Raw genomic sequence first — 22990 nt, 5'->3', positions numbered from 1 at the left:
CCTCGGGGATGATGCCGCCGACGATCACCGGCACCGCGCCAAGCCCCGCCTCGCGCATCCGCGCCATAAGGTCTTCGACAAGCGGCATATGGCTTCCCGAGAGGATCGAGAGGCCGACAACATGGGCCTCGTCCTCAAGTGCGGTGCGCACGATTTCCTCGGGTGTCAGGCGGATACCGGCATAGCCGATATCCATGCCGCAATCGCGGGCGCGAAAGGCGATCTGTTCGGCGCCGTTGGAATGGCCATCAAGGCCCGGCTTGCCAACCAGAAACTTGAGCCGCCGCCCAAGGCGGTCGCTGACCGTATCAACGGCGGCGCGGATGTCATCAAGGCCTTCGGTCATGTTCGACGGATTGGCCGAGACGCCGGTGGGGCCGCGATATTCGCCGAACACGGCGCGCATCTGGGCGGCCCATTCGCCGGTGGTCACGCCGACACGGGCGCAGGCAATCGACGGCTCCATCACATTGTGCCCCTCGGCGGCGGCGGCGCGCAAATTTGCAAGCGCCTCTTTCACGGCATCTGCATCGCGGGCATTGCGCCACTCTTTGAGGCGGTTGATCTGTTCGGCCTCGACCGCCGGGTCGACCACCATGATGCCGCCGTCCTCGGTCTGAAGCGGCGAGGGCTCACCCTCCTGCCAGCGGTTTACGCCGACGACGATGGTGTCATTGCGTTCGATCCTGCCAAGGCGCTCGGCGTTGCTGTCGACAAGGCGGGCCTTCATGTATTCGATCGCATCGACCGCGCCGCCCATGCTGTCGATATTGGCCAGCTCGTGGCGCGCGCCGTCTTTCAGGGCCTCGACCTTGGCATCCACCGCCGGGTTGCCGTCGAACAGGTCGTCGAATTCCAGAAGATCGGTTTCATAGGCCAGAATCTGTTGCATGCGCATCGACCATTGCTGATCCCAGGGGCGCGGCAGGCCAAGCGCCTCGTTCCATGCGGGCAGTTGCACGGCGCGCGCGCGGGCCTTTTTGCTAAGGGTCACGGCCAGCATTTCGATCAGGATGCGGTAAACGTTGTTCTCGGGCTGTTGCTCGGTCAGGCCAAGGCTGTTGACCTGTACGCCATAGCGAAAGCGGCGGTATTTCGGATCGCTCACGCCATAGCGTGTTTCAAGGATTTCATCCCAGAGATCGACAAAGGCGCGCATCTTGCACATCTCGGTGACAAACCGGATGCCCGCGTTCACAAAGAACGAAATCCGCCCCGCAAGCGCCGGGAAATCCTCGGGCGCGACGCGTGGCTTGAGTTCGTCAAGAACGGCGGTGGCGGTGGCCAGGGCAAAGGCCAGTTCCTGTTGCGGTGTCGCGCCGGCCTCTTGCAGGTGATAGGAACAGACGTTCATCGGGTTCCATTTTGGCACGTTCTTATAGCAATACTCGGCCACGTCCCCGATCATCTTGAGGCTGGGTTTGGGCGGGCAGATATAGGTGCCCCGGCTGAGGTATTCCTTGATCAGGTCGTTTTGCACGGTGCCTTGCAGGGCGGTCACATCCGCCCCCTGTTCCTCGGCTACGGCGATATAAAGCGACAATAGCCAGGGCGCGGTCGCGTTGATCGTCATCGAGGTGTTCATCTGATCAAGCGGGATATCGGCAAACAGCGCGCGCATGTCGCCAAGGTGGCTGACCGGGACGCCGACCTTGCCGACCTCGCCGCGCGCCAGGATGTGGTCGCTGTCATAGCCGGTCTGTGTCGGAAGATCGAAGGCCACCGAAAGGCCGGTCTGTCCCTTGGCAAGGTTGGCGCGGTAAAGCGCATTCGAGGCTTTCGCGGTGGAATGTCCGGCGTAGGTTCGGATCAGCCAGGGGCGGTCTTTCTGCGTCTGCGACATGATGGGGCCTCGTGAATCGGTTTGGGTAATTTTCTTACGTCCGGCTTCGTTTATATGCAATAAAGTGGCGCTGTCAATTCGCTGCATCGCGGCATCACCCCATTTTCAGGGCATTTACGCCGGGAACAAACCCTGCTTTGGTGCGCGGATGGGGAATGTTGTGGAAATGCCCGTCTGGGCGCTGATCCTGCTTATTGCTTTCGCGGCAGTGACATTCGCATCGCATTTCCTGTTTCCCTCGGTACGCTGGTTTTTCAGGCGCCGGATGGAGCGGGTGGTGGCCAGGCTCAACACCCGGCTTGAGCGCCCGATTGAGCCGTTCAAGCTGGCGCGGCGCCACGACATGATCCAGCGGCTGATTTACGATCCCGAGGTCAGCCGCGCAATTGTCGCCCATGCCAAGGCCGAGGGTGTGCCCGAAAACGTGGCCTTTGAAAAAGCCCGGCGCTATGCCCGCGAGATCGTGCCGGGTTTTAGTGCGAGCGCTTATTTCGGGGTGGCAATCCGCGCCGCGAAATGGCTGAGTTGGTCGTTGTACCGCGTGCGGCTTGGCCATTTTGACGCCGCCGCCCTGAGTGCGGTGGATAAAGAGGCAACGGTGGTTTTTGTGATGAACCATCGCAGCAATATGGATTACGTGTTGGTGACCTGGCTGGCGGCGGAACGTTCGGCGCTTAGCTATGCGGTGGGCGAATGGGCGCGGGTCTGGCCGCTTAGCCGGTTGATCCGGGCAATGGGGGCCTATTTCATCCGCCGAAAATCTCGCAACGACCTCTATCGCAGGGTTTTGGCGCGCTATGTCGGCATGGCCACGGATGGTGGCGTGACCCAGGCGATGTTCCCCGAGGGTGGGCTTAGCCTTGATGGTGCATTGGCGCCGCCCAAGCTCGGGTTGCTGAAATACCTGGTCGAGGAACGCTCCCCCGGTATGCGCGACGTGGTGTTTGTGCCGGTCGCCCTGAATTACGACAGGGTGTTCGAGGATCGCCTTTTGGTGGCGGCGAGGCAGGCGGGCGGCCGCAAGTTTCCCGCCCGGATAAGCGTGATCAGTCGCTTTGTCCTCAAACAGATCTGGTTGCGCTTGCGCGGTCGCTATCACCGGCATGGCTATGCGGCGGTCAGTTTCGGCGCGCCGCTGTCGCTGGCCGCGTTCGAGCGCGATCATCCGGGCGCGGGGATAAAAGGGCTTGCAAGGCTTTTGATGGAGCGGATCGGCCAAGAGGTTCCGGTGCTGCCCGTGCCGCTTGTCGCGCGGGCGATGGTGCAGGCCAAGGCGCCGCTGAGCATGGCCGAGCTTGAGGCGCGGGTGGCGGATATGATGGCGGAGCTGCCGAACGCATGTCTGCATCTGCCGCGTGATGATACCGGCAATGCCGCACAGTTTGGCCTTCAGGTGTTGCGCAAGCGCGCAATGGTAGAGGAGGCTGATGGCCTGTACTCGCTTGTCGGGCACGAGCGCCCGATTGTCGAATTTTACGCCGCCTCAATTGCCCATCTTTTTCGCGAACGCAGCGAGGGCGTGGTGTAATTTCTGCGCTTGCTCGGTCATAAAGTTACAAAAATACCCTCTTTGGCATTGCATTGTTGCGTCGTGACGGATATTTCAGGTCCAGAGAGGCGCGATTCTGCGTCGCGGCAATTTGTGACAGGAGGCTTATCATGGCTTTGGATACAGAACCGGGTATTGCGCCCTACGAGGCACCCGAAAAGGACCTGTATGAGGTCGGTGAAATGCCGCCGCTGGGGTATGTCCCCAAGCAGATGTATGCCTGGGCCATTCGGCGCGAGCGCCATGGCGAGCCCGACAAGAGCTTTCAGGTCGAGGTGGTCGATACCCCCGTTCTGGACAGCCACGAGGTGCTTGTCCTGGTGATGGCGGCGGGCGTTAACTATAACGGTGTCTGGGCCGGTCTTGGTGTTCCGATCAGCCCCTTTGACGGCCATGGCGCCGAGTATCACATTGCCGGGTCCGATGCGGCGGGCATCGTCTGGGCCGTGGGGGACCGGGTCAAGAACTGGAAGGTGGGCGACGAGGTTGTCATCCACTGTAACCAGGATGATGGCAACGACGAAGAGTGCAACGGCGGCGATCCGATGTTTTCGCCCAGCCAGCGGATCTGGGGCTATGAAACCCCCGATGGATCCTTTGCACAGTTCACCAACGTTCAGGCGCAGCAATTGCTGCCGCGTCCCAAACATCTGACATGGGAAGAATCGGCCTGCTACACGCTGACGCTTGCCACGGCCTATCGGATGTTGTTCGGGCATCACCCGCATGAACTCAAGCCCGGTCAGAATGTTCTGGTCTGGGGGGCGTCGGGCGGTCTCGGGTCGTTTGCGATCCAGTTGATCAATGCTGCGGGCGGCAATGCCATCGGCGTTATCTCGGACGAAGACAAGCGCGAGTTTGTCATGGATCTTGGCGCCAAGGGCGTGATCAACCGCAAGGATTTCAAGTGTTGGGGGCAGCTGCCCACGGTCAACACGCCCGAATATGCCGCCTGGTTCAAGGAAGCGCGCAAGTTCGGCAAGGCGATCTGGGATATCACCGGCAAAGGCAACAACGTTGATATCGTGTTTGAGCACCCCGGCGAGGCAACCTTCCCGGTGTCCAGTCTTGTGTGCAAAAAGGGCGGCATGGTCGTGATCTGTGCAGGGACCAGCGGCTTTAACTGTACCTTTGACGTGCGCTATATGTGGATGCATCAAAAGCGTCTGCAAGGCTCGCATTTTGCCCACCTCAAGCAGGCGGCATCGGCGAACAAGCTCATGATCGAGCGGCGAATTGATCCCTGCATGTCCGAGGTGTTTCCCTGGGATGAGATCCCCAAGGCGCATATGAAGATGCTGCGCAATGAACATAAGCCGGGCAATATGGCGGTTCTTGTTCAGGCGCCTCGCACCGGGTTGCGCACCGTCGAGGATGTGATCGAGGCCGGCCGTTCATAAATTGGCCTCGGGGTTTCCGACCTGACATCGCCCGCGAATCATTGAATTGGGTCGCGGGCGGTTCGCGTTCAATGGTATCAAATGCTTGGCAAATGACCGCATCACTATTTCGGGGGAGTTGTTATTCGCGAATATCCATCTTTTACAATGCATGCTATGGTTGTATTAACTATTCATTAACCAGTGTTAGGCGAGACTGACAGATGCGAAACGAATGGATACTCGACGTTCTTGCCGATCTACAGACATTTGCCCGTGAGAATGGGTTGAGTGTTTTGGCCGAACAGCTGGATGATACACGGCTGATGGCCGCGACCGAGCTTGCGTTGACTGGGGAAGGACATTCCGCGAATGAACGCAATCCCGCCCGCGCGGTTGGAAACACTATTGGTGGCCTTGGAACATGCCTCTGATCTAGTTGGGCTACAGCATCTGATCGAGCAGTTGCGTGATCTGATGCACGTCGATCACATGGTCTATCACTGGGTCAGCGGGGACGGTGATCAATATGGCTGTGGCACCTACCCGCCGAGTTGGGTGCAGCGTTACCTTGATCAGGACTATGTGCGCGCCGACCCGGTTATTCAGGGGTGTTACAAGCGGTTTCATCCGGTGGATTGGAAGCGGCTTGACTGGTCAAGCAAGGCCGCGCGCGCCTTTCAGCTTGAGGCGATAGAGTATGGCATCGGCAACCAGGGGTACTCGGTGCCGGTGCGCGGCCCGAACGGGCAGTTCGCGCTTTTTACCGTCAGCCATCATTGCGATGATGCGACATGGGCGGCCTTCACCGAGGAACATCGCCGCGACCTGATCCTGATCGCGCATTACTTCAACCAGAAAGCGCTTGATTTCGAGCCTGACCGCAACCCCGGTCAGATCCAGCCCCTGTCGCCGCGCGAGGTGGACGGGCTTACCCTTTTGGCGATGGGATACAGCCGGGCGCAGGTGGCGCAGACGCTCAGTATTTCAGAGCACACCCTGCGGGTCTATGTGGAATCGGCGCGTTTCAAGCTTGGGGCGGTCAACACCATTCATGCGGTGGCGCGCGCCACCAGCCGGGGGTTGATCGTGGTGTGAGCCGACGAAAAAGGGGCGCACGCAGCGCCCCTTTGCTTTCGTCAAAGACTGTCCTCAGACCTTGAGGTTGGGGATGATCTGTTTCTTGCGGCTCATGATGCCGGGCAGAACGACGGTGTCGCCAGACACGGTCGCGCCAAAGGATTTCTCGGCGAGGGTTTTAACCAGATCGTTGGGCACCAAAAGCGTGGCTTCCTCGTTCAGGATGTCGACGACGAACAACAGAACCTGATCCACACCGTCTTCGGCGGCAACGGTCGTCATGGTGTTGATCAGGCTGTCCTTGCGGTCCAGCACGGTCGCCGGAGCGGTGGTTTCAAGAACGCTGACGCGGAACTTGGTGTCGCCAACGCCGTATTCCTTCGAGTCCATCCGCAGCAGTTCAGCATCGGAAAAGGCCGAGACATCGGATTTCGCGGCGAACATTTCGGCGGCGTAATCGGCGATTTCGATCCCGAGATCCTCGGCAAGTGCATGCGCAATGGCCTTGTCTTCCTGTGTCGTGGTCGGCGAGCGGAATTCAAGCGTGTCACTCAGGATACAGGTCAGCATCGCGCCCTTGATGGCGGTGGGCATCTGCGCCATGTCCTTGCCGATCATCTTGTACATGATCGTCGCAGTGCAAGCCAAAGGCTCGATCCGGATGTCGATCGGACCTTTGGTTTCAAGCCCGCCAACAAGCTTGTGGTGATCAATGATGCCACGGATATCGGCGGCATTGATATCGGCAGGAAGTTCGGCCGGGTTGTTGGTATCCACGATCACCACCGGCGCATCGGCGGCGACGCCCTCGATGATCTGCGGCTTGTCGAGGTTCCAGCGCTCCAGCATGAAAAGCGCCTCGGTGTTTGGCTCGCCCAACAGCGCGGGGGCGGCGGGTGTGCCCTGAACGTCATTCAGATACCAGGCCCAGATGATGGGCGAGCCGGTTGAATCGGTGTCGGGCGATTTATGGCCGAAAACAAGTGTTGTCATTGGGGCATTCCTGTGGGTCTGTCTGATTTGCGCGCCTTATAGGGGGCCGCGCCCGGTTTGTCACCTCACAACGCTGCGCTGCGGCATAATTTCCGGGGGCGGAGAATGCCGAAAGCGCTGATTTTATGGATCATTGGTGTTGACTCCGTTTGGCGTGGTGCCTAGCTATGCGTCGTTAGCACTCGGCGAGACTGAGTGCTAACGACCCCCTTGTAGGGGTCATCGGGAGAAACTTTGAGCCAAGGAGCCTCAGAGATGGCATTTAAACCGCTGCATGACCGCGTGCTTGTTCGCCGCGTTGAAAGCGAAGAAAAAACTGCTGGCGGACTGATTATCCCCGACAGCGCAAAAGAAAAACCCAGCGAGGGTGAAGTTGTTTCCTGCGGCGAAGGCGCACGCAAGGACAACGGCGAGCTGATCGAGATGGCTGTAAAAGCCGGCGACCGCATCCTGTTCGGCAAATGGTCGGGCACTGAAGTGACGGTTGATGGCGAAGAGCTGTTGATCATGAAAGAAAGCGACATTCTGGGTCTGATGGCATAAGGCCCGGTTTTCAAACCGCCTTATCATCTCATCAACACTAGATTTTCAAAAAACGGGAGCACCTGAAAATGGCTGCAAAAGACGTACGTTTTTCTACAGACGCCCGCAATCGCATGCTCAAAGGCGTCAACACCCTGGCCGATGCGGTTAAGGTGACACTTGGCCCCAAAGGCCGCAATGTGGTTCTGGAAAAATCCTTTGGCGCACCGCGCATCACCAAAGACGGTGTATCGGTTGCCAAGGAAATCGAGCTTGAAGACAAGTTCGAAAACATGGGCGCGCAGATGGTCAAAGAAGTGGCCAGCCGCACCAATGACGAAGCAGGCGACGGTACCACCACCGCCACTGTTCTGGCCCAGGCCATCGTCAAGGAAGGCATGAAATCGGTTGCCGCTGGAATGAACCCGATGGATCTCAAGCGCGGGATCGACATGGCGACCAACAAGGTTGTTGCCGCCATCAAAGCCGCCTCGCGCCCTGTCAATGACAGTGCCGAAGTTGCACAGGTCGGCACCATCTCCGCCAATGGCGAAGCTGAAATCGGTCGTCAGATCGCGGACGCAATGCAGAAAGTCGGCAACGAGGGTGTGATCACCGTCGAAGAAAACAAAGGTCTTGAAACCGAGACCGATGTTGTCGAAGGCATGCAGTTCGACCGCGGCTACCTGAGCCCCTATTTCGTTACCAACTCGGACAAGATGGTTGCCGAGATGGAAGACTGCATGATCCTGCTGCACGAAAAGAAACTTTCGTCGCTTCAGGCCATGGTTCCGCTGCTTGAGCAAGTGATTCAGAGCCAGAAGCCGCTGCTGATCATTGCCGAGGACGTAGAAGGCGAAGCGCTTGCAACCCTCGTGGTCAACAAGCTGCGTGGCGGTCTGAAAATCGCTGCGGTCAAGGCCCCCGGCTTTGGCGATCGTCGCAAGGCGATGCTTCAGGATATCGCCATTCTGACCGGTGGTCAGGTGATCTCTGAAGATCTGGGCATGAAGCTTGAATCCGTCACCATGGATATGCTGGGTTCGGCCAAGAACGTGAACATCACCAAAGACGAAACCACCATCGTCGATGGCCACGGTGAAAAAGCCGAGATCGAAGCACGGGTCACACAGATCCGTCAGCAGATCGAAGACACCACCAGCGATTACGACCGTGAAAAACTGCAAGAGCGCGTGGCCAAACTGGCCGGTGGTGTTGCTGTTATCCGCGTCGGCGGCATGACCGAAATCGAAGTGAAAGAGCGTAAAGACCGCGTCGACGATGCGCTGAACGCCACTCGTGCGGCCGTGCAGGAAGGTATCGTTGTGGGCGGCGGTGTTGCTCTGGTTCAGGCGGCCAAGACCCTGCTGGGTCTGGAAGGCGCCAACAGCGATCAGCAAGCCGGCATCATGATCGTGCGCAAGGCGCTTGAAGCGCCGCTGCGTCAGATCGCCGAGAACGCCGGTGTTGACGGTTCGGTTGTTGCGGGCAAAATCCGCGAGAGCGAAGACCTCAAGTTTGGCTATAACGCTCAGACCGATGAATATGGTGACATGTTCAAGTTCGGCGTGATCGACCCGGCCAAGGTTGTGCGTACCGCTCTGGAAGACGCAGCCTCGATCGCAGGCCTGCTGATCACCACAGAAGCGATGGTTGCCGACAAGCCCGCCAAAGAAGGCGCAGGCGCCGGTGGCGGCATGCCCGACATGGGCGGCATGGGCGGCATGATGTAATCTGCTGCACATCTGTGCTAACGCATTGGGGTCGCCTTCGGGCGGCCCCTTTTTTTTGGCAGGTGGATACGGTGAAACGCACGCAATTCAGCCGCGAGATGCGGCGCGGAGAAGAACCCGCCGTGGCCGCGCTGTTACAGCGCGCCTTTGGCGGGCAGGATGAGGTGCGCCTTGTCGAAAAGCTGCGCCGGGCAGGCGATATCGCGGGGGAAACCGTGTTGCCTTCAGACGACGGGATCGTCGGATATTACGCCCTGTCCGTGATGCGCAGCCCGAAACGCTGGCTTTGCCTTGCGCCGGTGGCGATTGATCCCGATTGGCAGGGGCAGGGCCACGGCCGCCGGATGATCGGCCTTCTGTCGGAATGGGCGCGCATGAGCGGGTGTTACGTGGTCGTGCTCGGCCAGCCCGGTTTTTACGCCCGCGCCGGGTTCAGCCTTGAGCGCGCCGCGCGCCTAAGCTCGCCCTATCCCATCACGAACACGTTGCTGGCGGGTCCGGGCGCGGATGTGCCAGAACAGAGCCTGATTTATCCCAAAGCCTTCGAGGGTCCCTGATGCCGCTGTTTTTGCTGACAACTGTAACCATGATCGCCTTTGCCGCCAATTCGGTGCTCAACCGGCTGGCGCTTGCCGGGGGCAGTATCGACGCGGCCAGTTTCGGGGTGATCCGGCTTGTCGCCGGAGCGGTGATGCTGGCGGGGCTGTGTCTTGCCCTGCGCGGGCGGATCGAGTTGCGCGGGCCGGGGCGGATCGCCGGGGTTCTGGCGCTGCTGGTCTATATCTATGGGTTTTCCGGGGCTTATAACGCACTTGACGCGGGGATCGGGGCGCTGATCCTTTTTGGCGTGGTTCAGATCACCATGTTCGCAGGCGGGGTTTGGATGCGCGAGGCGATGCCGCCGCGCCGCTGGATCGGGGCGCTGGTGGCTTTCGCTGGCCTGGTCTGGTTGCTCTGGCCCGGCGCCGGCCCGGTGATAAGCCCGCTGCACGGGCTTTTGATGGCGCTGGCCGGGGTCGGCTGGGGCCTTTATTCACTGGCCGGGCGACTTAATCGCGACGCGCTTCAGGCGACGGCAGCGAATTTCGTTCTGGCGGCCCCGGTTGGGGTGCTGCTGATGCTGCTCTGGCCGACAGGGCAAAGCGGCGCGGAGATCGGGCGCGACGGGATTCTTCTGGCGATCGCCTCGGGGGCGCTGACCTCTGGGGTGGGCTATGCGATGTGGTATTCGATCCTGCCACGGATCGGGGCAAGCGTGGCGGCGGTGGCTCAACTGACCGTGCCGGTGATTGCCATGGCGGGCGGCATGATCTTTCTCGCCGAGGCGCTTGATCTGCAATTCGTGATGGCGACGGTTCTGGTGCTGGGCGGCGTTGCGATTTCGGTTCTGCCGCTTGGCCGCGCTAATCGCGATAGGTGACGCGCAGCACCTCAAGTTCGACCATGCCGGTGGGTTTTGGCCATTCCACGATATCGCCGACGCGCGCCTCGATTAGGGCGCGTGCCAGCGGCGAAAACGCCGCGATCAGGTGTTGCGCGGGGTCTGATTCATCCTCGCCGACAATGGTATAGGTGCTCTCTTGCCCGTCCTCGTCCGCCACGGTGACCGTCGCGCCAAAGCGCACCTGATCGGTTGCCTCGGTGGGTGGGGGCACAAGGATCGCGGTGTTCAGCCGCGCCTCGACATAACGCAGATCGCGTTCGGCCACCGCCAGCGGGTGCAGGTCATCCAGGAAATCGCGACCCTCGCGCAGGCGGGCAAGCTCGGCCTCAAGGGCGGCGTGACGCGCCTTGAGACGGGCCAGACCCTGCGGTGTGACATGGTTGGGATGGGGGCTGATCGGCAGGTCGGGCAGACGCTCCGGCGTGCTGCCGTTATCCTCTTTGGTAAAGGCCTTGTTCATCGTGTCACCTTACCAGCGTTTCAAGCGGATCATACCCCATGCCGCGCGCAAAGGCGACATGGGCAAGGCTGTCGGGTTTGACGCGTAGGCCGGTGATTTCTTGTGCGCTGACAAAACGGCGACGGTTGACGACCGCCTCGGGGTCTTGCCAGCTGTCGCAGATCTCGCCTTCGACGATGGTGCAGCGAAAGAAAATCTCGACCTGATGAAAACCGCTTTTCGGCTCGTGAAATTCGTTCACAAGGCAGGGCGGGCCGACCCGGATACGCAGCCCGGTTTCCTCGTAAACCTCGCGTTGCAGGTTCTCGGGAAGCGATGTACCCGCCTCGGCACCGCCGCCGGGCGCACACCACAGATCGCTTTGTTCGCCCGGAAAGGCATTGACCAGCAACAGTCGCTGATCCTGTACGATCACGGCGCGGGTGGCGATGCGGATGCTCAAAGTGGTGTCTCCGGGTGGGAAAGGGGCTGTTCAGCCGGGCCAAATATACCTATCTCGGCAGCATGAAACAGATGCTTTTCGCCCTCGGCCTGTGTGCCGGTTTGCTTGCCACGCCCGCGCGCGCGGATTGCGTGGTGTTGCTGCATGGTCTGGCGCGCTCTGATACCTCGCTTTTGGTAATGGAAGAGGCGCTTGAAGAGGCGGGTTATGACGTGTTCAGCGTCGATTACCCCTCGACCGAGGAACGGATCGCGCAGCTTGCCGAAGAGGCCCTGCCGTTCGGGGTGCGGGTGTGCGGCGACACCAGGGTGCATTTTGTCACCCATTCGATGGGCGGCATCCTGTTGCGGCTCTGGCTTCGGGATAACCGGCCCGCGGTTATGGGGCGCGTGGTCATGCTTGCGCCGCCCAACCATGGCAGCGAACTTGTCGACGAACTTGGCGGGCTTGAGCTTTTCCAATGGTGGAACGGCCCGGCTGGTGGGCAGCTTGAGACCGGGCCAAAGGGTGTGCCGGCACAGCTCGCTCCGGTGGATTTCGAGCTTGGGGTGATCGCCGGGACGCGCTCGCTCAACCCCTATTATTCCAGCCTGATCGAGGGGCCGGATGACGGCAAGGTCTCGGTTGCCTCGACCAGGGTTGCGGGCATGGCTGATCATCTTACCCTGCCGGTGACGCATACCTTCATGATGAACAATCCGCTGGTGATTGCGCAGGTGGAGAGTTTCCTGCGCGATGGTGCGTTTGACCATGACCTGACGCTTGGCGATGTTCTTTGGGGATGGGTCAAGGAATGAGCGCGCTGACCCTGACACTGACCGGCGCGCAGGTGCTGCGCCCCGAGGGGATATCCGATCAGCCGCTTGCCATAAGCGGTGGTGTGATCGGTGATGCGCCGGTGGGGCGCGAGGTTGATCTGAGCGGGTTTCTTGTCCTGCCGGGGATTGTCGATGTGCATGGCGATGGCTTTGAGCGCCACCTTGCCCCGCGCCGAGGCGCGATGAAGGACCTCGGGCAGGGTCTTGTTGCCGCCGAGGCAGAGCTGGCCGCGAATGGCATCACCACCGCCACGCTGGCTCAGTTCTATAGCTGGGAAGGCGGCATGCGCGGGCCGGAATTCGCCGAGCGGGTGTTCGAGGGCATCGCCCGCATGCAGGGGCGGGTAGTGACCGACCTGCGCGCACAGCTTCGCTTTGAAATGGCCATGCTGGACGATTATGCGGCCGTGGCCGAGATGGTTGCGCGTCATGACATCGGCTATGTGGTGTTCAACGATCACCTGCCGCATGAGGCGTTGGACAAGGGCAAGCGCCCGCCGCGTCTGCATGGTCAGGCGCTTCGGATCGGGCGCAATCCCGAGAAACACCTGGAATTCATTCAGGGGCTGCATGCCGCAATGGGCGAGGTGCCCGCCGCGCTTGAGCGGCTGAGCGCCGATCTTGTGGCGCGCGGTGTGCGCCTTGGCAGCCATGACGACCGTCGCGCCGATCAGCGCCGCGCGGCGCGCGCGCGGGGCGTGGCAATTGCCGAGTTCCCCGAAACGCTTGAGGCCGCCGAAGAGGCGCGTGCAGGCGGCGATGCGGTGATCATGGGGGCGCCCAATGTGGTGCGCGGCGGATCGCACAACGGCAATGTCAGCGCGATCGAGCTTGTGGCGATGGGGATGGTCGATGCGCTTGCCTCCGATTACCACTATCCCTCGCTGAAACGCGCGGCGTTTCTTTTGGCCGATGGCGGGGTCTGCGATCTTGCGGGGGCCTGGGCGCTTGTCTCATCCGGCCCGGCGCGTATCCTCGGGCTGGCGGATCGGGGTGCGCTGTGCCCCGGCTTGCGGGCCGATCTTGTGGTGCTGGAGGCCAGCAGCCGCAAGGTGATGGCAAGCATGGCCGCCGGGCGGATCAGCTATCTGTCGGGCGAGGCGGCGGCGCGTTTCATCGGCTAGCCGCGCCGCAGGGGGATGCGGCGCGATTTGAGTATTTATGGAAAGATGAAAGGCCTGTGGTCGCTTTATTTGGCGATGCGGTTCACATGGCCCATCTTGCGGCCCGATTTGACATCGGCCTTGCCGTACAGGTGGATCGCGGTATTGGGGGTTTTTGCCAATTCTGGCAGGCGATCCATATCATCGCCAATCAGGTTCTCCATCACCACATCGGCATAGCGCGTGCCGTCGCCCAGGGGCCAGCCCGCTACGGCGCGGATATGCTGTTCAAACTGATCAATGGCGCAGCCCTGTTGTGTCCAGTGGCCGGAGTTATGCACCCGGGGCGCGATTTCGTTGACGATGAGGCCCTTGTCGGTCACGAAAAGCTCGACCCCCATGACGCCGATATAGCGCAGGTTGTTGAGGATCCTGGCGGCCAGAAGCACCGCATCGGTGCGCTGTGCGCCGCTCAGGCGGGCGGGCACGGTGGTGGTGCGCAGGATGCCGCCCTGGTGGACATTCTCGCCGGGATCGAAACAGGCCACATCGCCGGCCTCATTGCGTGCTGCAATCACCGAGACCTCGTGCGAAAACTCGATGAAACCTTCCAGAATGGCCGGTTGGCCGGCCATGTCGGCCAGCGCCGTTTCGGCGTCGTCCGGGGTCATGATCCGGGCCTGACCCTTGCCGTCATAGCCAAAGCGGCGGGTTTTGAGGATCGCGGGCAGGCCGATTTCGGCAATCGCCTCGACCAGATCCTCGGTGTCGTCCACTGCGGCAAAGGGCGCGGTTTGCAGGCCGAGTTCGCTCAGGAAGGCCTTCTCGACCAGCCGGTCCTGACTTATGCGCAGGGCCTTGCGACCCGGCCGGACGGGTTTGAGCTTTTCCAGGATATCGAGGGCCGAGGTTGGAATGTTCTCGAACTCGTAAGTGATGACGTCGACGCTTTCGGCAAAGGCGCGCAGGGCGTCCTCATTCTCGTAGGCGGCAGTGGTGACGGCATGGGCCACGTCACCGGCGGGCGGGTTCGCGCCCGGCTCGAATATATGACAGCGCAGGCCAAGGCGGGCGGCGGCAACCGAGAGCATCCGGCCAAGCTGACCGCCGCCGAGAATGCCGATGGTCGCGCCGGTGGGAAGGGGATCAGTCATCGGTGGGTTCATCCGGAATTGAGGCAGAGAGGGCGATGCGCCAGTCGTCAAGCCGGGTGGCAAGATCGGCGTCGCCATTGGCAAGGATCGCGGCGGCCATCAGGCCGGCATTGGCCGCCCCGGCGCCGCCGATGGCCATGGTCGCCACCGGAAAGCCGCGCGGCATCTGGACGATGGAGTAGAGGCTGTCGACACCCGAGAGGGCCCTGGTCTGAACCGGCACCCCGATCACCGGCACGCGGGTTTTGCTAGCCATCATGCCAGGCAGATGCGCGGCACCGCCGGCACCAGCGATGATCACCTGAAGGCCGCGCCCGGCGGCGGTTTTGCCATAGTCCCAGAGCCGGTCCGGCGTGCGATGGGCCGAGACGATTTTCGTCTCGTAGGCAACACCAAGTTCATCGAGAATTTGAGCAGCTTCGCGCATGGTGGACCAGTCAGACTGACTTCCCATGATGATGCCGACTTTGACCTCTGTCATATCACGCCCCTTGCAATGAAGCGCGCACTATACTGATCGGCGGGGGTTACGCAATGATGTCCGGATACAGCCGGTCTTCGATGCGGGCGATGATGTCGCGCAGGTAAAGTTTTTTCTTTTTCAGGCGCTGAAGGGTCAGTTGATCGGCCGTACCCTTGTGCTGAAGTGCGGCGATGGCCTCGTCCAGATCGCGGTGTTCGCGACGAAATTCCTCAAGCTCGACCCGCAGGACGTCTTCGGATTTCATCGACAGGTCGCTATAGGCGTTCATGGCTGGCGATTCCCTTGCACCATTGAACCGATAAGATACTGAAGTTGCGCCGTTTCGCAAAGCCCTTGCACGCGCGCATGACAAACCCCATATTTCGGAGGCAGGTCGCCGCAACGGGGCCTGCGCAACGGACGGTCGCTTATAGTCAAGGACGTGTCGATGACAAAGCTTACTCTGGGGTCACACCCCTACATGCTTGGGTTTGAACAACTTGAGCGGATGCTGGAACGCAGCGCGAAATCCGGCAATGAGGGGTACCCGCCTTTCAACATCGAGCAGACCTCGAACAATTCCTATCGGATCACGCTGGCCGTGGCCGGGTTTGCCGAGGATGATCTGTCGATCACGGTGGAGGATCGCCAGTTGGTGATCCGGGGCCGTCAGAGTGACGAGGCCGAAGCCCGTCTTTACCTGCATCGTGGCATTGCCGCGCGTCAGTTCCAGCGCTCTTTCGTGCTGGCCGACGGGGTCGAAGTGGGCGAGGCGATCATGGAAAACGGTCTGTTGCATGTCGACCTGACCCGCGCCCAACCCGAACCGGTGGTGCAGCGGATCAAGATCAATAAGGGGTAAGCCAAGATGGATACCAAATACGAATTCGAGGCCAACGAGGAACGCGCCATTGTTTATGTCCGCCCGGTCAAGGTCAAAGACCTGCCCGAGGAGATGCGCGAACAGGCGGGCGATCTGAAGACGCTTTACGCGGTGCATACCGCACATGGCGAGCGTCTGGCGCTTGTGGCCGACCGCAAGCTGGCGTTCATGCTGGCGCGGGAAAACAACATGGAGCCGGTGACGGTTCACTGAGGGCCGACAGCGGCGGAGGGTTTCGATGACCAGCTATGCGTTCGATTGGGTCGATGCCTTTTCCGATCAGCCATTCGGTGGAAACGGCTGTGCCGTCCTGCATGATGCGGGGGCACTTGACGCAAAGACCTGTCAGGCCTTTGTGCGTGAAACTTCGCTTATGGAATGCACCTTTCTTGAGCCGTCGACCGTCGCCGACATCAAGGTGCGGTATTTCCTTGCCAGCCGGGAAATTCCGTTTGCCGGGCATCCGACGATTGCAACGGTCGCTTCTCTGGTGGCGCGCGGGTTGACGCGCGGGCGCGGCCTTGTGCTTGAAACCGGCGCCGGGTTGGTGGCGGTCGAGATCGACGATGCACATGGCGATGCGCCGCTTGTCACGATGACCCAGGTCGCGCCCGAGTTCGGGCCCGATCTGCCACGCGATCTTGTGGCGGCTGTGGGCCGGATTGAGGCCGAGGATATCATCGCCACGCCACAGGTCGTTTCAACCGGCTTGCCGTTCTGCATTACGGTGCTGCGAGATCAAGACGTGCTGCGCCGACTAGATCTTGATGTGGGGGCCCTGGCGCGGCTGGCGGCGCATCTTGGCCATGATCGCACCGATATGATGGAGCCGTTCTGGGTCACGCAGGGCGGCGCCACCCCGGCGGGGGATACGTTTTCGCGCCTGCTTATCGCGCCGCCAAGCCCGCCAGAGGATGCCTTTACCGGTTCCGCGACCGGGGCAATGGCGGCGTATCTCTGGCGGCACGGCTTGATTGAAGGCCGGCGTTTCACGGCCGAACAGGGGCATTGGATGGGGCGCCCCGGACAGGCGCATGTCGAGGTGCTTGGACCGCCAGGGGCGATAAGCGGCGTGCGGGTCTCCGGCCGGGGCCGGGTGTTGATGTCCGGGCAGCTTCATCTCTGAGCCTCTGACAAAGCCGATTGCCCAGAACACGGATTGCGCCTATCACACCGCAAAAGCGGAGCCTGCGCGGACCAATGACCGATCCCACCACCCCCAGAGTTGCCATTCTGCCCTATGGCGTTCCGCTTGGCTGGCGGCCATCGGCGCTTGCCCTCGATCGGCTGATCTGGCCGCTTGGGCAACCGGAAGGGATTGCGGGACAGACGCTTGGCGATCTGAGGCCTGAGGATCACCTGATCGTTCCGCCGCGCGACACGCATCATTGTCGCCTTGGCTTCGGGACACGGGCGCGCGTGTCGCTGATGTTCATGGAGCCACGCGCCATTCACAGCCATCACATGCAGCTTTTGCGACTGACCCATCGGCGGTTTTACCGTGTGCTGAGCGCGGATGACACCTTGCTGGCGCAAATTCCCAATGGGGTGTTCTTTCCGTTTGGCGATAGCTGGGTGCAGGGCTGGCGCGATCTTGAGATTGAAAAAACGGCGATGTGTTCCCTGATCGCCTCGGCGAAACGCTCGCAAGAGGGGCACAGGCTTCGCCATGACACGGTCGAATGGATCCGCGCCGGGGGGCGGGATGTGGATGTCATGGGCATGGGCTATCGGCCGTTTGCCGCCAAGTCGGAGGGTCTTGCGCCCTATCGGTTTTCAATCGTGATCGAGAATGTGCGCGAACGGAATTATTTCAGCGAAAAGCTTGTGGATGCTATCTTGTGCCAATGCGTGCCGATCTATTGGGGCTGCCCCAATATCGGCGATTTCTTCGATCCGGCGGCGATTATCCAATGTGAAAGCGCGGCGGATGTCCGGCGCGCTGTCGAGCAGATGAACGAGGCGGGATTCAAGGCCCGCCAGCCAGCGCTTGCGGCGATGCGTGCACGGGCGGGCGAGTTTGCCGATCTGCACCGGCGGGCCGCCGAGGCGGTTCTGGCCGAGGGTTGAGCCAATCAAAAGGGCCGCCCCGACGGGGCGACCCTTTATTGATCATTCGGCAATGGCGGATGTGCGGGCGGGTTAGCCTGCGACAAGGCCCATCTGTTCAAGCTTGAGGATCACCTGATGCGCGCAGTTGTCGACATCCGCGCCTTCTGTTTCCACACGCAATTCGGGCGCCTCTGGAACATCATAGGGGTCTGAAATCCCGGTGAATTCCTTGATCTTGCCTTCGCGTGCCAGTTTGTAGAGACCCTTGCGGTCACGGCGCTCGCATTCCTCGATCGTGGTGGCGACATGCACCTCGATGAAGGCACCGAATTGCTCGATCTCTTCGCGCACGGCCCGGCGGGTGGCAGCGTAGGGCGCGATCGGCGCACAGATCGCGATGCCGCCGTTCTTGGTGATCTCCGAGGCGACATAGCCGATCCGGCGAATGTTGAGGTCGCGATGCTCTTTCGAGAAACCCAGTTCCGAGCTGAGGTTCTTGCGCACGATATCGCCGTCAAGCAGGGTCACCGGGCGACCGCCCATTTCCATCAGCTTGACCATGAGGGCATTGGCGATAGTCGATTTGCCCGAGCCCGAGAAACCGGTGAAGAACACGGTAAAGCCCTGCTGCGAGCGCGGCGGACGGGTGCGGCGCAGTTCTTTGACCACTTCGGGGAACGAGAACCATTCCGGGATCTCGAGGCCCTCTTGCAGGCGGCGGCGCAGCTCGGTGCCCGAGATGTTCAGGATGGTCACGTCATCCTTGTCTTTGATCTCGTCCATCGGTTCGTACTGGGCGCGTTCCTGCACAAATACCATATGTTTGAAATCGACCATCTCCAGGCCAATCTCATCCTGGTATTGGCGGAACAGGTCTTGGGCGTCATAGGGGCCGTAAAAGTCCTCGCCGGCAGAGTTCTTGCCGGGGCCCGCGTGATCGCGGCCGACGATGAAATGGGTGCAGCCGTGATTGGCGCGGATAAGCCCGTGCCAGACCGCTTCGCGGGGGCCGGCCATGCGCATGGCAAGGTTCAAAAGGCTCATCGTGGTGGTCGAGCCCGGATACTTGTCAATCACCGCCTCGTAACAGCGCACGCGGGTAAAGTGATCGACATCGCCCGGTTTGGTCATGCCCACGACCGGATGAATAAGCAGGTTGGCCTGGGCCTCTTTTGCGGCGCGGAAGGTCAATTCCTGATGCGCGCGGTGCAGGGGGTTGCGGGTCTGGAACGCCACGACCCGGCGCCAGCCAAGCTTGCGGAACAGCGCGCGCAACTCGTTCGGGGTGTCGCGGCTGCCGCGGAAATCGTAATGCACTGGTTGCTGGATGCCGGTTACCGGCCCGCCAAGATAGACCGACCCGGCCGTGTGATGCAGGTAGTTCACTGCCGGATGGGCGAGATCGTCGGCACCAAAGACCTTTTCGGCCTCGCGCGCCTTGTTGGGGGTCCAGCGGTCGGTCACTGTCATCGTGGCGAGGATCACGCCTTCTTGATCGCGCAGCGCGATGTCCTGCCCAAGCTCAAGCCCTTCTGCGAACTTTTCGCTGACATCAAGGGTGATCGGCATCGGCCAGAGCGCGCCATTTGCAAGGCGCATGTTTTCGACAACGCCGTCATAATCGGCCTCACTCAGAAAGCCCTTGAGCGGGTTGAACCCGCCGTTCATCAAAAGCTCCAGATCGCAGATCTGACGCGGGGTGAGGTCCCAGCTGATTAGGTCCGCCGCCTCGACCTTCAGTTTAAGGGCGCTTTCGTGCGAGACATAAAGTTCTGGGATGGGCGTTAGGTTTTGGTGTTGCATCGAAACCCTCAGGCAAATTGCATGGTGAAACTGGGTTGCCGTGCGCAACCGGATTATGCGCGGCTTAGACCCGCAAAAGGACAACTTTCAAGCTAAACCAAGGAATCTTGGGTAAAAGAGGCCAAAATGCTACGAAAATATCGCAGTCCGGTACAAAATCGTGTTTTGAGCCCGGCGCGCAAGACAGGCGTTTGATCACCCGTCCTGCGCGCCCTCGGAAAGGCGCCTCGCCTGATCAGTCGTTTTGTTCGGCCAGCCAGCGTTCGGCGTCAAGCGCTGCCATACATCCCATGCCGGCACTGGTTACCGCCTGACGATAGACATGGTCGGTCAGGTCTCCGGCGGCAAAAACGCCGGGCACGCTGGTGCGGGTGCTGCCCGGCTCGACCTTGACGTAACCGCCATTGTGAAGCTCAAGCGTGTCAGCGACAAGTTCGCTGGCGGGCGCGTGGCCGATGGCGACGAACACGCCCTTGCAGGGAATTTCGGTGATTTCGCCGGTCTCGACATGTTTCACCCGCACACCCTCGACGCCCTTGGGGTTGTCGGTGCCGATCACCTCGTCCAGCGTATGATGCCAGAGGGTTTCGATCTTGGGGTTCTTGAACAGGCGGTCCTGAAGTATCTTTTCGGACCGCAATTCGTCGCGGCGGTGGATCAGGGTCACCTTGGATGCGAAATTTGTCAGGAAAAGCGCCTCTTCCACGGCGGTGTTGCCGCCACCGATTACAACGATCTCCTGGCCGCGATAAAAGAATCCGTCGCAGGTGGCACAGGCCGACACGCCAAAGCCCTTGAACGCGTCTTCACTGGGCAGGCCAAGCCATTTGGCGCGCGCGCCGGTCGACAGGATTACGGCATCGGCGGTATACACCGTGCCGCTGTCGCCGCGTGCGGTAAAGGGGCGCTTTTCAAGATCAAGTTCGGTGATGATGTCGCCGATGATCTCGCATCCCATCGCCTTGGCGTGCGCCTCCATGCGAAGCATAAGGTCGGGACCCTGAACCTCGGTATCGCCGGGCCAGTTCTCAACCTCGGTCGTGGTGGTAAGTTGTCCGCCCGGCTCAATGCCCTGCACAAGGATCGGTTCAAGCATGGCGCGGCTGGCATAGACGCCGGCAGTATAGCCAGCGGGACCGGATCCAATGATAAGGCATTTGGTATGACGGGTTTCGGACATGGGATATCTCTTTGATGTGCGGTTGCATTTTGATTGGCCGAAGATATAGCGACGCGGCGTCCGGCATGTAACCCCTTGCAACCCGGCTTTGCCGTTCCACGTATTCCGGAGGCTGTGGGGAAATGATCTTGCGCAGGAGCGAAAGATTATTGCGCGTGCTATTGGGCGTGGTATAACAATCGCGAAGTCTGAGGGGGATGTTACATGGCGGTTTCCCGTCTTGATCCGATTGATCGCAAAATACCGGCCGAGTTGCAGGCAGACGGTCGCATGACCAATGTCGAGCTGGCCAAACGCGTCGGTATTTCCGCGCCGCCCTGCCTGCGCCGGGTGCGCACGCTGGAAGAATCGGGGTTCATCCGCGGCTATCACGCCGATGTGGACGCCCGCGAACTTGGGTTCGAGGTTCAGGTCTTTGCCATGGTCGGCCTGCAAAGCCAGGCCGAGGCCGACCTGAGCGCATTTGAGGCGCGCTGTCGCAACTGGCCGCTTGTGCGCGAATGTCACATGCTCAACGGCGAGGTGGATTTCATCCTCAAATGCGTTGCCCCCGATCTAAGCACCTTTCAGCGCTTTCTGACCGAGGAACTTACGGCGGCCGATAATGTGGCGAGCGTCAAGACATCGCTGGTCATCCGCGTCGCCAAGGATGATCCGGGTGTGCCGTTTGATATCCTTGAGGCACGGTTGACGCAGTCGGCCTGACCTGCGCCACTCAGGCGATTTCAAGCCCTTCGGGCGCGGTCAGCGGAAGCCGCATATGCGCCATCGGGCCGAATTGATGTGGCTCGTGGATGTGCGGGAACATCGCCATGAACAGCGCAAGCATAGTGGGGCCAAGGGGCCTCTCGAAGTCGATGCCGGGGTGAAAGCTTTCAACTTCAAGTCCATTTGCGGTGATCGTGGAATGACGACGCAGACACAGGTGAAAGACTGTCACCGGATGCTGCGGCGTGATCGTAATCGCCTGAATGCCATCGCTTAGGCTGCGCGCGGGGGTCAGGACCTGATCGGTGTCGGGATTACCGCGCATGTTGCGTGGGCGGGTCAGGATGCGGGCCCCCGGTCCGGCAAGGAGATCGGCCATCGGGCGCCCGATCCCAAATGCGTCGGCCATGATCCGGGTCAGGGTTGTCGGCTCTTGGTCGATGCTATTATGAGGCATGGCAAGTGTCATGGACCCTACCCATCTCACCGGCATCGGGCCGTGTTCGGCCGTTACAACCCGGTTGCCCGGCGTCAGATCCTCGATCGCGACGGGGCCGCGTGTGGTGTTGATCAAGGTGCCGCGCGCAAAAGCGGAAAACGCGGATTCAAACAGTGGGTGCGCCGGGCCAAGCTGTTCGGCCTCCATGATCTGGCCGTCGTCCGCCTGCCAGGATGTGCGGTATTTGCGCATCGACATGGGTTTGTCGTTAGGCGCAGTGGCATGCTTGGTGGGAAGCGGAGTACAGGTAGGGCGTTGCGCCGAATATGCGCTCCAGCGGGGAATGGTCATGTTGCGTCACCTTTTATAAGGCTGTCACAACCGCGTCGGCCCCCACCGACAACGACAGAAGGACAAGTTCTGTTTGCGTTATGTGGAGAATATGCCGTTTGCCGGTAATTTGGGTCAAGTTTCAGGGGTCATTGTCGCGAGAGCCGGGTCAATCGCGGATTTGCCTTGGCTTTGTTTCGCGCTGGCTTTCAGCTTTGCCACATTCTGCGGCCGCCACATGCCCGAATCACAAAAGGCCACCCTCTGTCATCGGGTGGCCTTTGTGTTGTGCCGAGGCACTGATCGAAGATATCGTCCAGAGCGGCCTATGCGGATTTTACCGCCGCTGGCAGCGAAACGAGGCGCGCGCGCTTGGTTGCCTGACGTGCGGCGCGGTGAAAGGGCAGGGTCGGGGCCTGTTGCTTGCTGTTGTCCACGACCGATTTCAACCATCTTTTCTTCATTGCTCTCTCCTCGGGTAGTGTTTTGGCGCTTGGCGCATTGTTTCGTTATCAGCAACTATGCACCCGATTTGGGGCCAAGTTTTGGCGAGAATAAAGAAAACCGGAAAGGCTTGCGATTTTTTCAGCAGGCCTGTGAGCGTTGAATTTA

General features: G+C 60.7%; 25 protein-coding genes. 14 read left to right on the top strand and 11 right to left on the bottom strand.

The features are described 5' to 3' along the window. Window positions 1–1843: methylmalonyl-CoA mutase family protein (locus QZ522_RS08905; RefSeq protein WP_294610001.1), on the bottom strand; the 1843-nt coding region annotated here is incomplete at its 3' end. A gap of 148 nt (window positions 1844–1991) precedes the next feature. Between QZ522_RS08905 and QZ522_RS08900 the strand changes: the two genes are divergently transcribed. The 3 genes from QZ522_RS08900 (at window position 1992) to QZ522_RS08890 (ending at window position 5869) form a co-directional block, all read left to right on the top strand. Next, the gene (locus QZ522_RS08900; protein WP_294609998.1) at window positions 1992–3371 is read left to right on the top strand and encodes a 1-acyl-sn-glycerol-3-phosphate acyltransferase; all 1380 of its coding nucleotides are present in this window, start codon (window positions 1992–1994) and stop codon (window positions 3369–3371) included. Between the two features lie 131 nt (window positions 3372–3502). Next, on the top strand, window positions 3503–4792 hold the full coding sequence (ccrA, locus tag QZ522_RS08895) for a crotonyl-CoA carboxylase/reductase (RefSeq protein WP_294609996.1): 1290 nt from the start codon (window positions 3503–3505) through the stop codon (window positions 4790–4792). A gap of 351 nt (window positions 4793–5143) precedes the next feature. Further along, window positions 5144–5869 (top strand): LuxR family transcriptional regulator, encoded by a 726-nt coding sequence (locus tag QZ522_RS08890; protein WP_294609993.1) that lies wholly within the window; start codon window positions 5144–5146, stop codon window positions 5867–5869. 54 nt (window positions 5870–5923) lie between these two features. Here the strand turns inward: QZ522_RS08890 and QZ522_RS08885 are convergent, their stop codons facing one another. After that, window positions 5924–6844: a manganese-dependent inorganic pyrophosphatase gene (locus QZ522_RS08885; protein WP_294609990.1), complete on the bottom strand. Its 921-nt coding sequence runs from the start codon at window positions 6842–6844 to the stop codon at window positions 5924–5926. Between the two features lie 255 nt (window positions 6845–7099). Between QZ522_RS08885 and QZ522_RS08880 the strand changes: the two genes are divergently transcribed. The 4 genes from QZ522_RS08880 to QZ522_RS08865 all read left to right on the top strand — a co-directional run bounded on the left by QZ522_RS08880 (window position 7100) and on the right by QZ522_RS08865 (window position 10519). Further along, a complete protein-coding gene (locus QZ522_RS08880; RefSeq protein WP_073198263.1) occupies window positions 7100–7387 on the top strand; it encodes a co-chaperone GroES in 288 nt (95 codons plus the stop codon). Window positions 7388–7455: 68 nt separating this feature from the next. Then, entirely contained in the window at window positions 7456–9099 is a 1644-nt protein-coding gene (gene groL / locus QZ522_RS08875) for a chaperonin GroEL (protein ID WP_294609984.1), read from the top strand. A 71-nt stretch (window positions 9100–9170) separates the two neighbouring features. Further along, window positions 9171–9656 carry an N-acetyltransferase gene (locus QZ522_RS08870; RefSeq protein ID WP_294609982.1) on the top strand — a complete coding sequence of 162 codons (486 nt, stop codon included), beginning with the start codon at window positions 9171–9173 and terminating at the stop codon, window positions 9654–9656. Then, entirely contained in the window at window positions 9656–10519 is an 864-nt protein-coding gene (locus QZ522_RS08865) for a DMT family transporter (RefSeq protein ID WP_294609979.1), read from the top strand. The genes QZ522_RS08870 and QZ522_RS08865 overlap by 1 nt, the downstream gene beginning before the upstream one ends. Here the strand turns inward: QZ522_RS08865 and QZ522_RS08860 are convergent. After that, window positions 10503–11003: a GreA/GreB family elongation factor gene (locus tag QZ522_RS08860; RefSeq protein ID WP_294609976.1), complete on the bottom strand. Its 501-nt coding sequence runs from the start codon at window positions 11001–11003 to the stop codon at window positions 10503–10505. The two genes, QZ522_RS08865 and QZ522_RS08860, sit on opposite strands and share 17 nt — an antisense overlap. A 4-nt stretch (window positions 11004–11007) precedes the next feature. Continuing rightward, entirely contained in the window at window positions 11008–11445 is a 438-nt protein-coding gene (locus QZ522_RS08855) for an NUDIX domain-containing protein (protein WP_294609973.1), read from the bottom strand. Window positions 11446–11516: 71 nt separating this feature from the next. Here QZ522_RS08855 and QZ522_RS08850 point away from each other — a divergent pair, with 71 nt between their 5' ends. Continuing rightward, window positions 11517–12242: an alpha/beta fold hydrolase gene (locus QZ522_RS08850; protein ID WP_294610004.1), complete on the top strand. Its 726-nt coding sequence runs from the start codon at window positions 11517–11519 to the stop codon at window positions 12240–12242. After that, window positions 12239–13387, top strand: coding sequence for an alpha-D-ribose 1-methylphosphonate 5-triphosphate diphosphatase (locus QZ522_RS08845; RefSeq protein WP_294609970.1), 1149 nt, complete (start codon window positions 12239–12241; stop codon window positions 13385–13387). The genes QZ522_RS08850 and QZ522_RS08845 overlap by 4 nt, the downstream gene beginning before the upstream one ends. A gap of 65 nt (window positions 13388–13452) precedes the next feature. Here QZ522_RS08845 and QZ522_RS08840 read toward each other — a convergent pair whose 3' ends face one another. From QZ522_RS08840 to QZ522_RS08830, 3 genes are read right to left on the bottom strand one after another with little or no spacing between them, the layout of a single operon-like run. After that, on the bottom strand, window positions 13453–14520 hold the full coding sequence (locus tag QZ522_RS08840) for a 5-(carboxyamino)imidazole ribonucleotide synthase (RefSeq protein ID WP_294609967.1): 1068 nt from the start codon (window positions 14518–14520) through the stop codon (window positions 13453–13455). Beyond that, window positions 14513–15001, bottom strand: coding sequence for a 5-(carboxyamino)imidazole ribonucleotide mutase (gene purE, locus QZ522_RS08835; RefSeq protein WP_294609965.1), 489 nt, complete (start codon window positions 14999–15001; stop codon window positions 14513–14515). Before purE ends, QZ522_RS08840 begins: the two co-directional genes overlap by 8 nt. Before the next feature lie 46 nt (window positions 15002–15047). Continuing rightward, on the bottom strand, window positions 15048–15272 hold the full coding sequence (locus QZ522_RS08830; RefSeq protein ID WP_294609962.1) for a DUF465 domain-containing protein: 225 nt from the start codon (window positions 15270–15272) through the stop codon (window positions 15048–15050). A gap of 159 nt (window positions 15273–15431) precedes the next feature. Between QZ522_RS08830 and QZ522_RS08825 the strand changes: the two genes are divergently transcribed. The 4 genes from QZ522_RS08825 (at window position 15432) to QZ522_RS08810 (ending at window position 17936) form a co-directional block, all read left to right on the top strand. Then, complete coding sequence (locus tag QZ522_RS08825; RefSeq protein WP_294609961.1) at window positions 15432–15845, top strand: Hsp20 family protein; 414 nt, start codon at window positions 15432–15434, stop codon at window positions 15843–15845. 6 nt (window positions 15846–15851) lie between these two features. Then, window positions 15852–16079, top strand: coding sequence for a DUF1150 family protein (locus QZ522_RS08820; protein WP_294609958.1), 228 nt, complete (start codon window positions 15852–15854; stop codon window positions 16077–16079). Between the two features lie 25 nt (window positions 16080–16104). Continuing rightward, entirely contained in the window at window positions 16105–16992 is an 888-nt protein-coding gene (locus QZ522_RS08815; protein ID WP_294609956.1) for a PhzF family phenazine biosynthesis protein, read from the top strand. 74 nt (window positions 16993–17066) lie between these two features. Then, complete coding sequence (locus QZ522_RS08810; RefSeq protein WP_294609954.1) at window positions 17067–17936, top strand: glycosyltransferase family 10; 870 nt, start codon at window positions 17067–17069, stop codon at window positions 17934–17936. A gap of 72 nt (window positions 17937–18008) precedes the next feature. Here QZ522_RS08810 and QZ522_RS08805 read toward each other — a convergent pair whose 3' ends face one another. Together QZ522_RS08805 and trxB are read right to left on the bottom strand one after the other, a co-directional pair. Then, a complete protein-coding gene (locus QZ522_RS08805) occupies window positions 18009–19721 on the bottom strand; it encodes a bifunctional sulfate adenylyltransferase/adenylylsulfate kinase (protein ID WP_294609951.1) in 1713 nt (570 codons plus the stop codon). Window positions 19722–19956: 235 nt separating this feature from the next. Continuing rightward, complete coding sequence (gene trxB / locus QZ522_RS08800) at window positions 19957–20901, bottom strand: thioredoxin-disulfide reductase (RefSeq protein ID WP_294609948.1); 945 nt, start codon at window positions 20899–20901, stop codon at window positions 19957–19959. Window positions 20902–21105: 204 nt separating this feature from the next. On the opposite strand from trxB, the gene QZ522_RS08795 reads away from it, so the two are divergent. Further along, window positions 21106–21606 carry an Lrp/AsnC family transcriptional regulator gene (locus QZ522_RS08795; RefSeq protein WP_294609945.1) on the top strand — a complete coding sequence of 167 codons (501 nt, stop codon included), beginning with the start codon at window positions 21106–21108 and terminating at the stop codon, window positions 21604–21606. Window positions 21607–21616: 10 nt separating this feature from the next. Here QZ522_RS08795 and QZ522_RS08790 read toward each other — a convergent pair whose 3' ends face one another. After that, window positions 21617–22399 (bottom strand): Hint domain-containing protein, encoded by a 783-nt coding sequence (locus QZ522_RS08790; RefSeq protein WP_294609942.1) that lies wholly within the window; start codon window positions 22397–22399, stop codon window positions 21617–21619. A 305-nt stretch (window positions 22400–22704) separates the two neighbouring features. Further along, window positions 22705–22842 (bottom strand): hypothetical protein, encoded by a 138-nt coding sequence (locus QZ522_RS08785; RefSeq protein ID WP_294609939.1) that lies wholly within the window; start codon window positions 22840–22842, stop codon window positions 22705–22707. Window positions 22843–22990 lie beyond the last annotated feature (148 nt).

This window comes from uncultured Roseovarius sp. (genome assembly GCF_913054395.1).
Lineage (GTDB): Bacteria > Pseudomonadota > Alphaproteobacteria > Rhodobacterales > Rhodobacteraceae > Roseovarius.
Note: the sequence above shows the minus strand (reverse complement) of the source record. Positions and strands in the feature narration are given on the sequence as shown.

Excerpts from the sequence above, each read along its gene's own strand:
- QZ522_RS08900 (WP_294609998.1), top strand. The coding sequence starts at position 1,992 with ATGGGGAATGTTGTGGAAATGCCCGTCTGGGCGCTGATCCTGCTTATT.
- ccrA (WP_294609996.1), top strand. The coding sequence starts at position 3,503 with ATGGCTTTGGATACAGAACCGGGTATTGCGCCCTACGAGGCACCCGAA.
- QZ522_RS08890 (WP_294609993.1), top strand. The coding sequence starts at position 5,144 with ATGAACGCAATCCCGCCCGCGCGGTTGGAAACACTATTGGTGGCCTTG.
- QZ522_RS08885 (WP_294609990.1), bottom strand. The coding sequence starts at position 6,844 with ATGACAACACTTGTTTTCGGCCATAAATCGCCCGACACCGATTCAACC.
- QZ522_RS08880 (WP_073198263.1), top strand. The coding sequence starts at position 7,100 with ATGGCATTTAAACCGCTGCATGACCGCGTGCTTGTTCGCCGCGTTGAA.
- groL (WP_294609984.1), top strand. The coding sequence starts at position 7,456 with ATGGCTGCAAAAGACGTACGTTTTTCTACAGACGCCCGCAATCGCATG.
- QZ522_RS08865 (WP_294609979.1), top strand. The coding sequence starts at position 9,656 with ATGCCGCTGTTTTTGCTGACAACTGTAACCATGATCGCCTTTGCCGCC.
- QZ522_RS08860 (WP_294609976.1), bottom strand. The coding sequence starts at position 11,003 with ATGAACAAGGCCTTTACCAAAGAGGATAACGGCAGCACGCCGGAGCGT.
- QZ522_RS08850 (WP_294610004.1), top strand. The coding sequence starts at position 11,517 with ATGCTTTTCGCCCTCGGCCTGTGTGCCGGTTTGCTTGCCACGCCCGCG.
- QZ522_RS08845 (WP_294609970.1), top strand. The coding sequence starts at position 12,239 with ATGAGCGCGCTGACCCTGACACTGACCGGCGCGCAGGTGCTGCGCCCC.
- QZ522_RS08840 (WP_294609967.1), bottom strand. The coding sequence starts at position 14,520 with ATGACTGATCCCCTTCCCACCGGCGCGACCATCGGCATTCTCGGCGGC.
- purE (WP_294609965.1), bottom strand. The coding sequence starts at position 15,001 with ATGACAGAGGTCAAAGTCGGCATCATCATGGGAAGTCAGTCTGACTGG.
- QZ522_RS08830 (WP_294609962.1), bottom strand. The coding sequence starts at position 15,272 with ATGAACGCCTATAGCGACCTGTCGATGAAATCCGAAGACGTCCTGCGG.
- QZ522_RS08825 (WP_294609961.1), top strand. The coding sequence starts at position 15,432 with ATGACAAAGCTTACTCTGGGGTCACACCCCTACATGCTTGGGTTTGAA.
- QZ522_RS08820 (WP_294609958.1), top strand. The coding sequence starts at position 15,852 with ATGGATACCAAATACGAATTCGAGGCCAACGAGGAACGCGCCATTGTT.
- QZ522_RS08815 (WP_294609956.1), top strand. The coding sequence starts at position 16,105 with ATGACCAGCTATGCGTTCGATTGGGTCGATGCCTTTTCCGATCAGCCA.
- QZ522_RS08810 (WP_294609954.1), top strand. The coding sequence starts at position 17,067 with ATGACCGATCCCACCACCCCCAGAGTTGCCATTCTGCCCTATGGCGTT.
- QZ522_RS08805 (WP_294609951.1), bottom strand. The coding sequence starts at position 19,721 with ATGCAACACCAAAACCTAACGCCCATCCCAGAACTTTATGTCTCGCAC.
- trxB (WP_294609948.1), bottom strand. The coding sequence starts at position 20,901 with ATGTCCGAAACCCGTCATACCAAATGCCTTATCATTGGATCCGGTCCC.
- QZ522_RS08795 (WP_294609945.1), top strand. The coding sequence starts at position 21,106 with ATGGCGGTTTCCCGTCTTGATCCGATTGATCGCAAAATACCGGCCGAG.
- QZ522_RS08790 (WP_294609942.1), bottom strand. The coding sequence starts at position 22,399 with ATGACCATTCCCCGCTGGAGCGCATATTCGGCGCAACGCCCTACCTGT.
- QZ522_RS08785 (WP_294609939.1), bottom strand. The coding sequence starts at position 22,842 with ATGAAGAAAAGATGGTTGAAATCGGTCGTGGACAACAGCAAGCAACAG.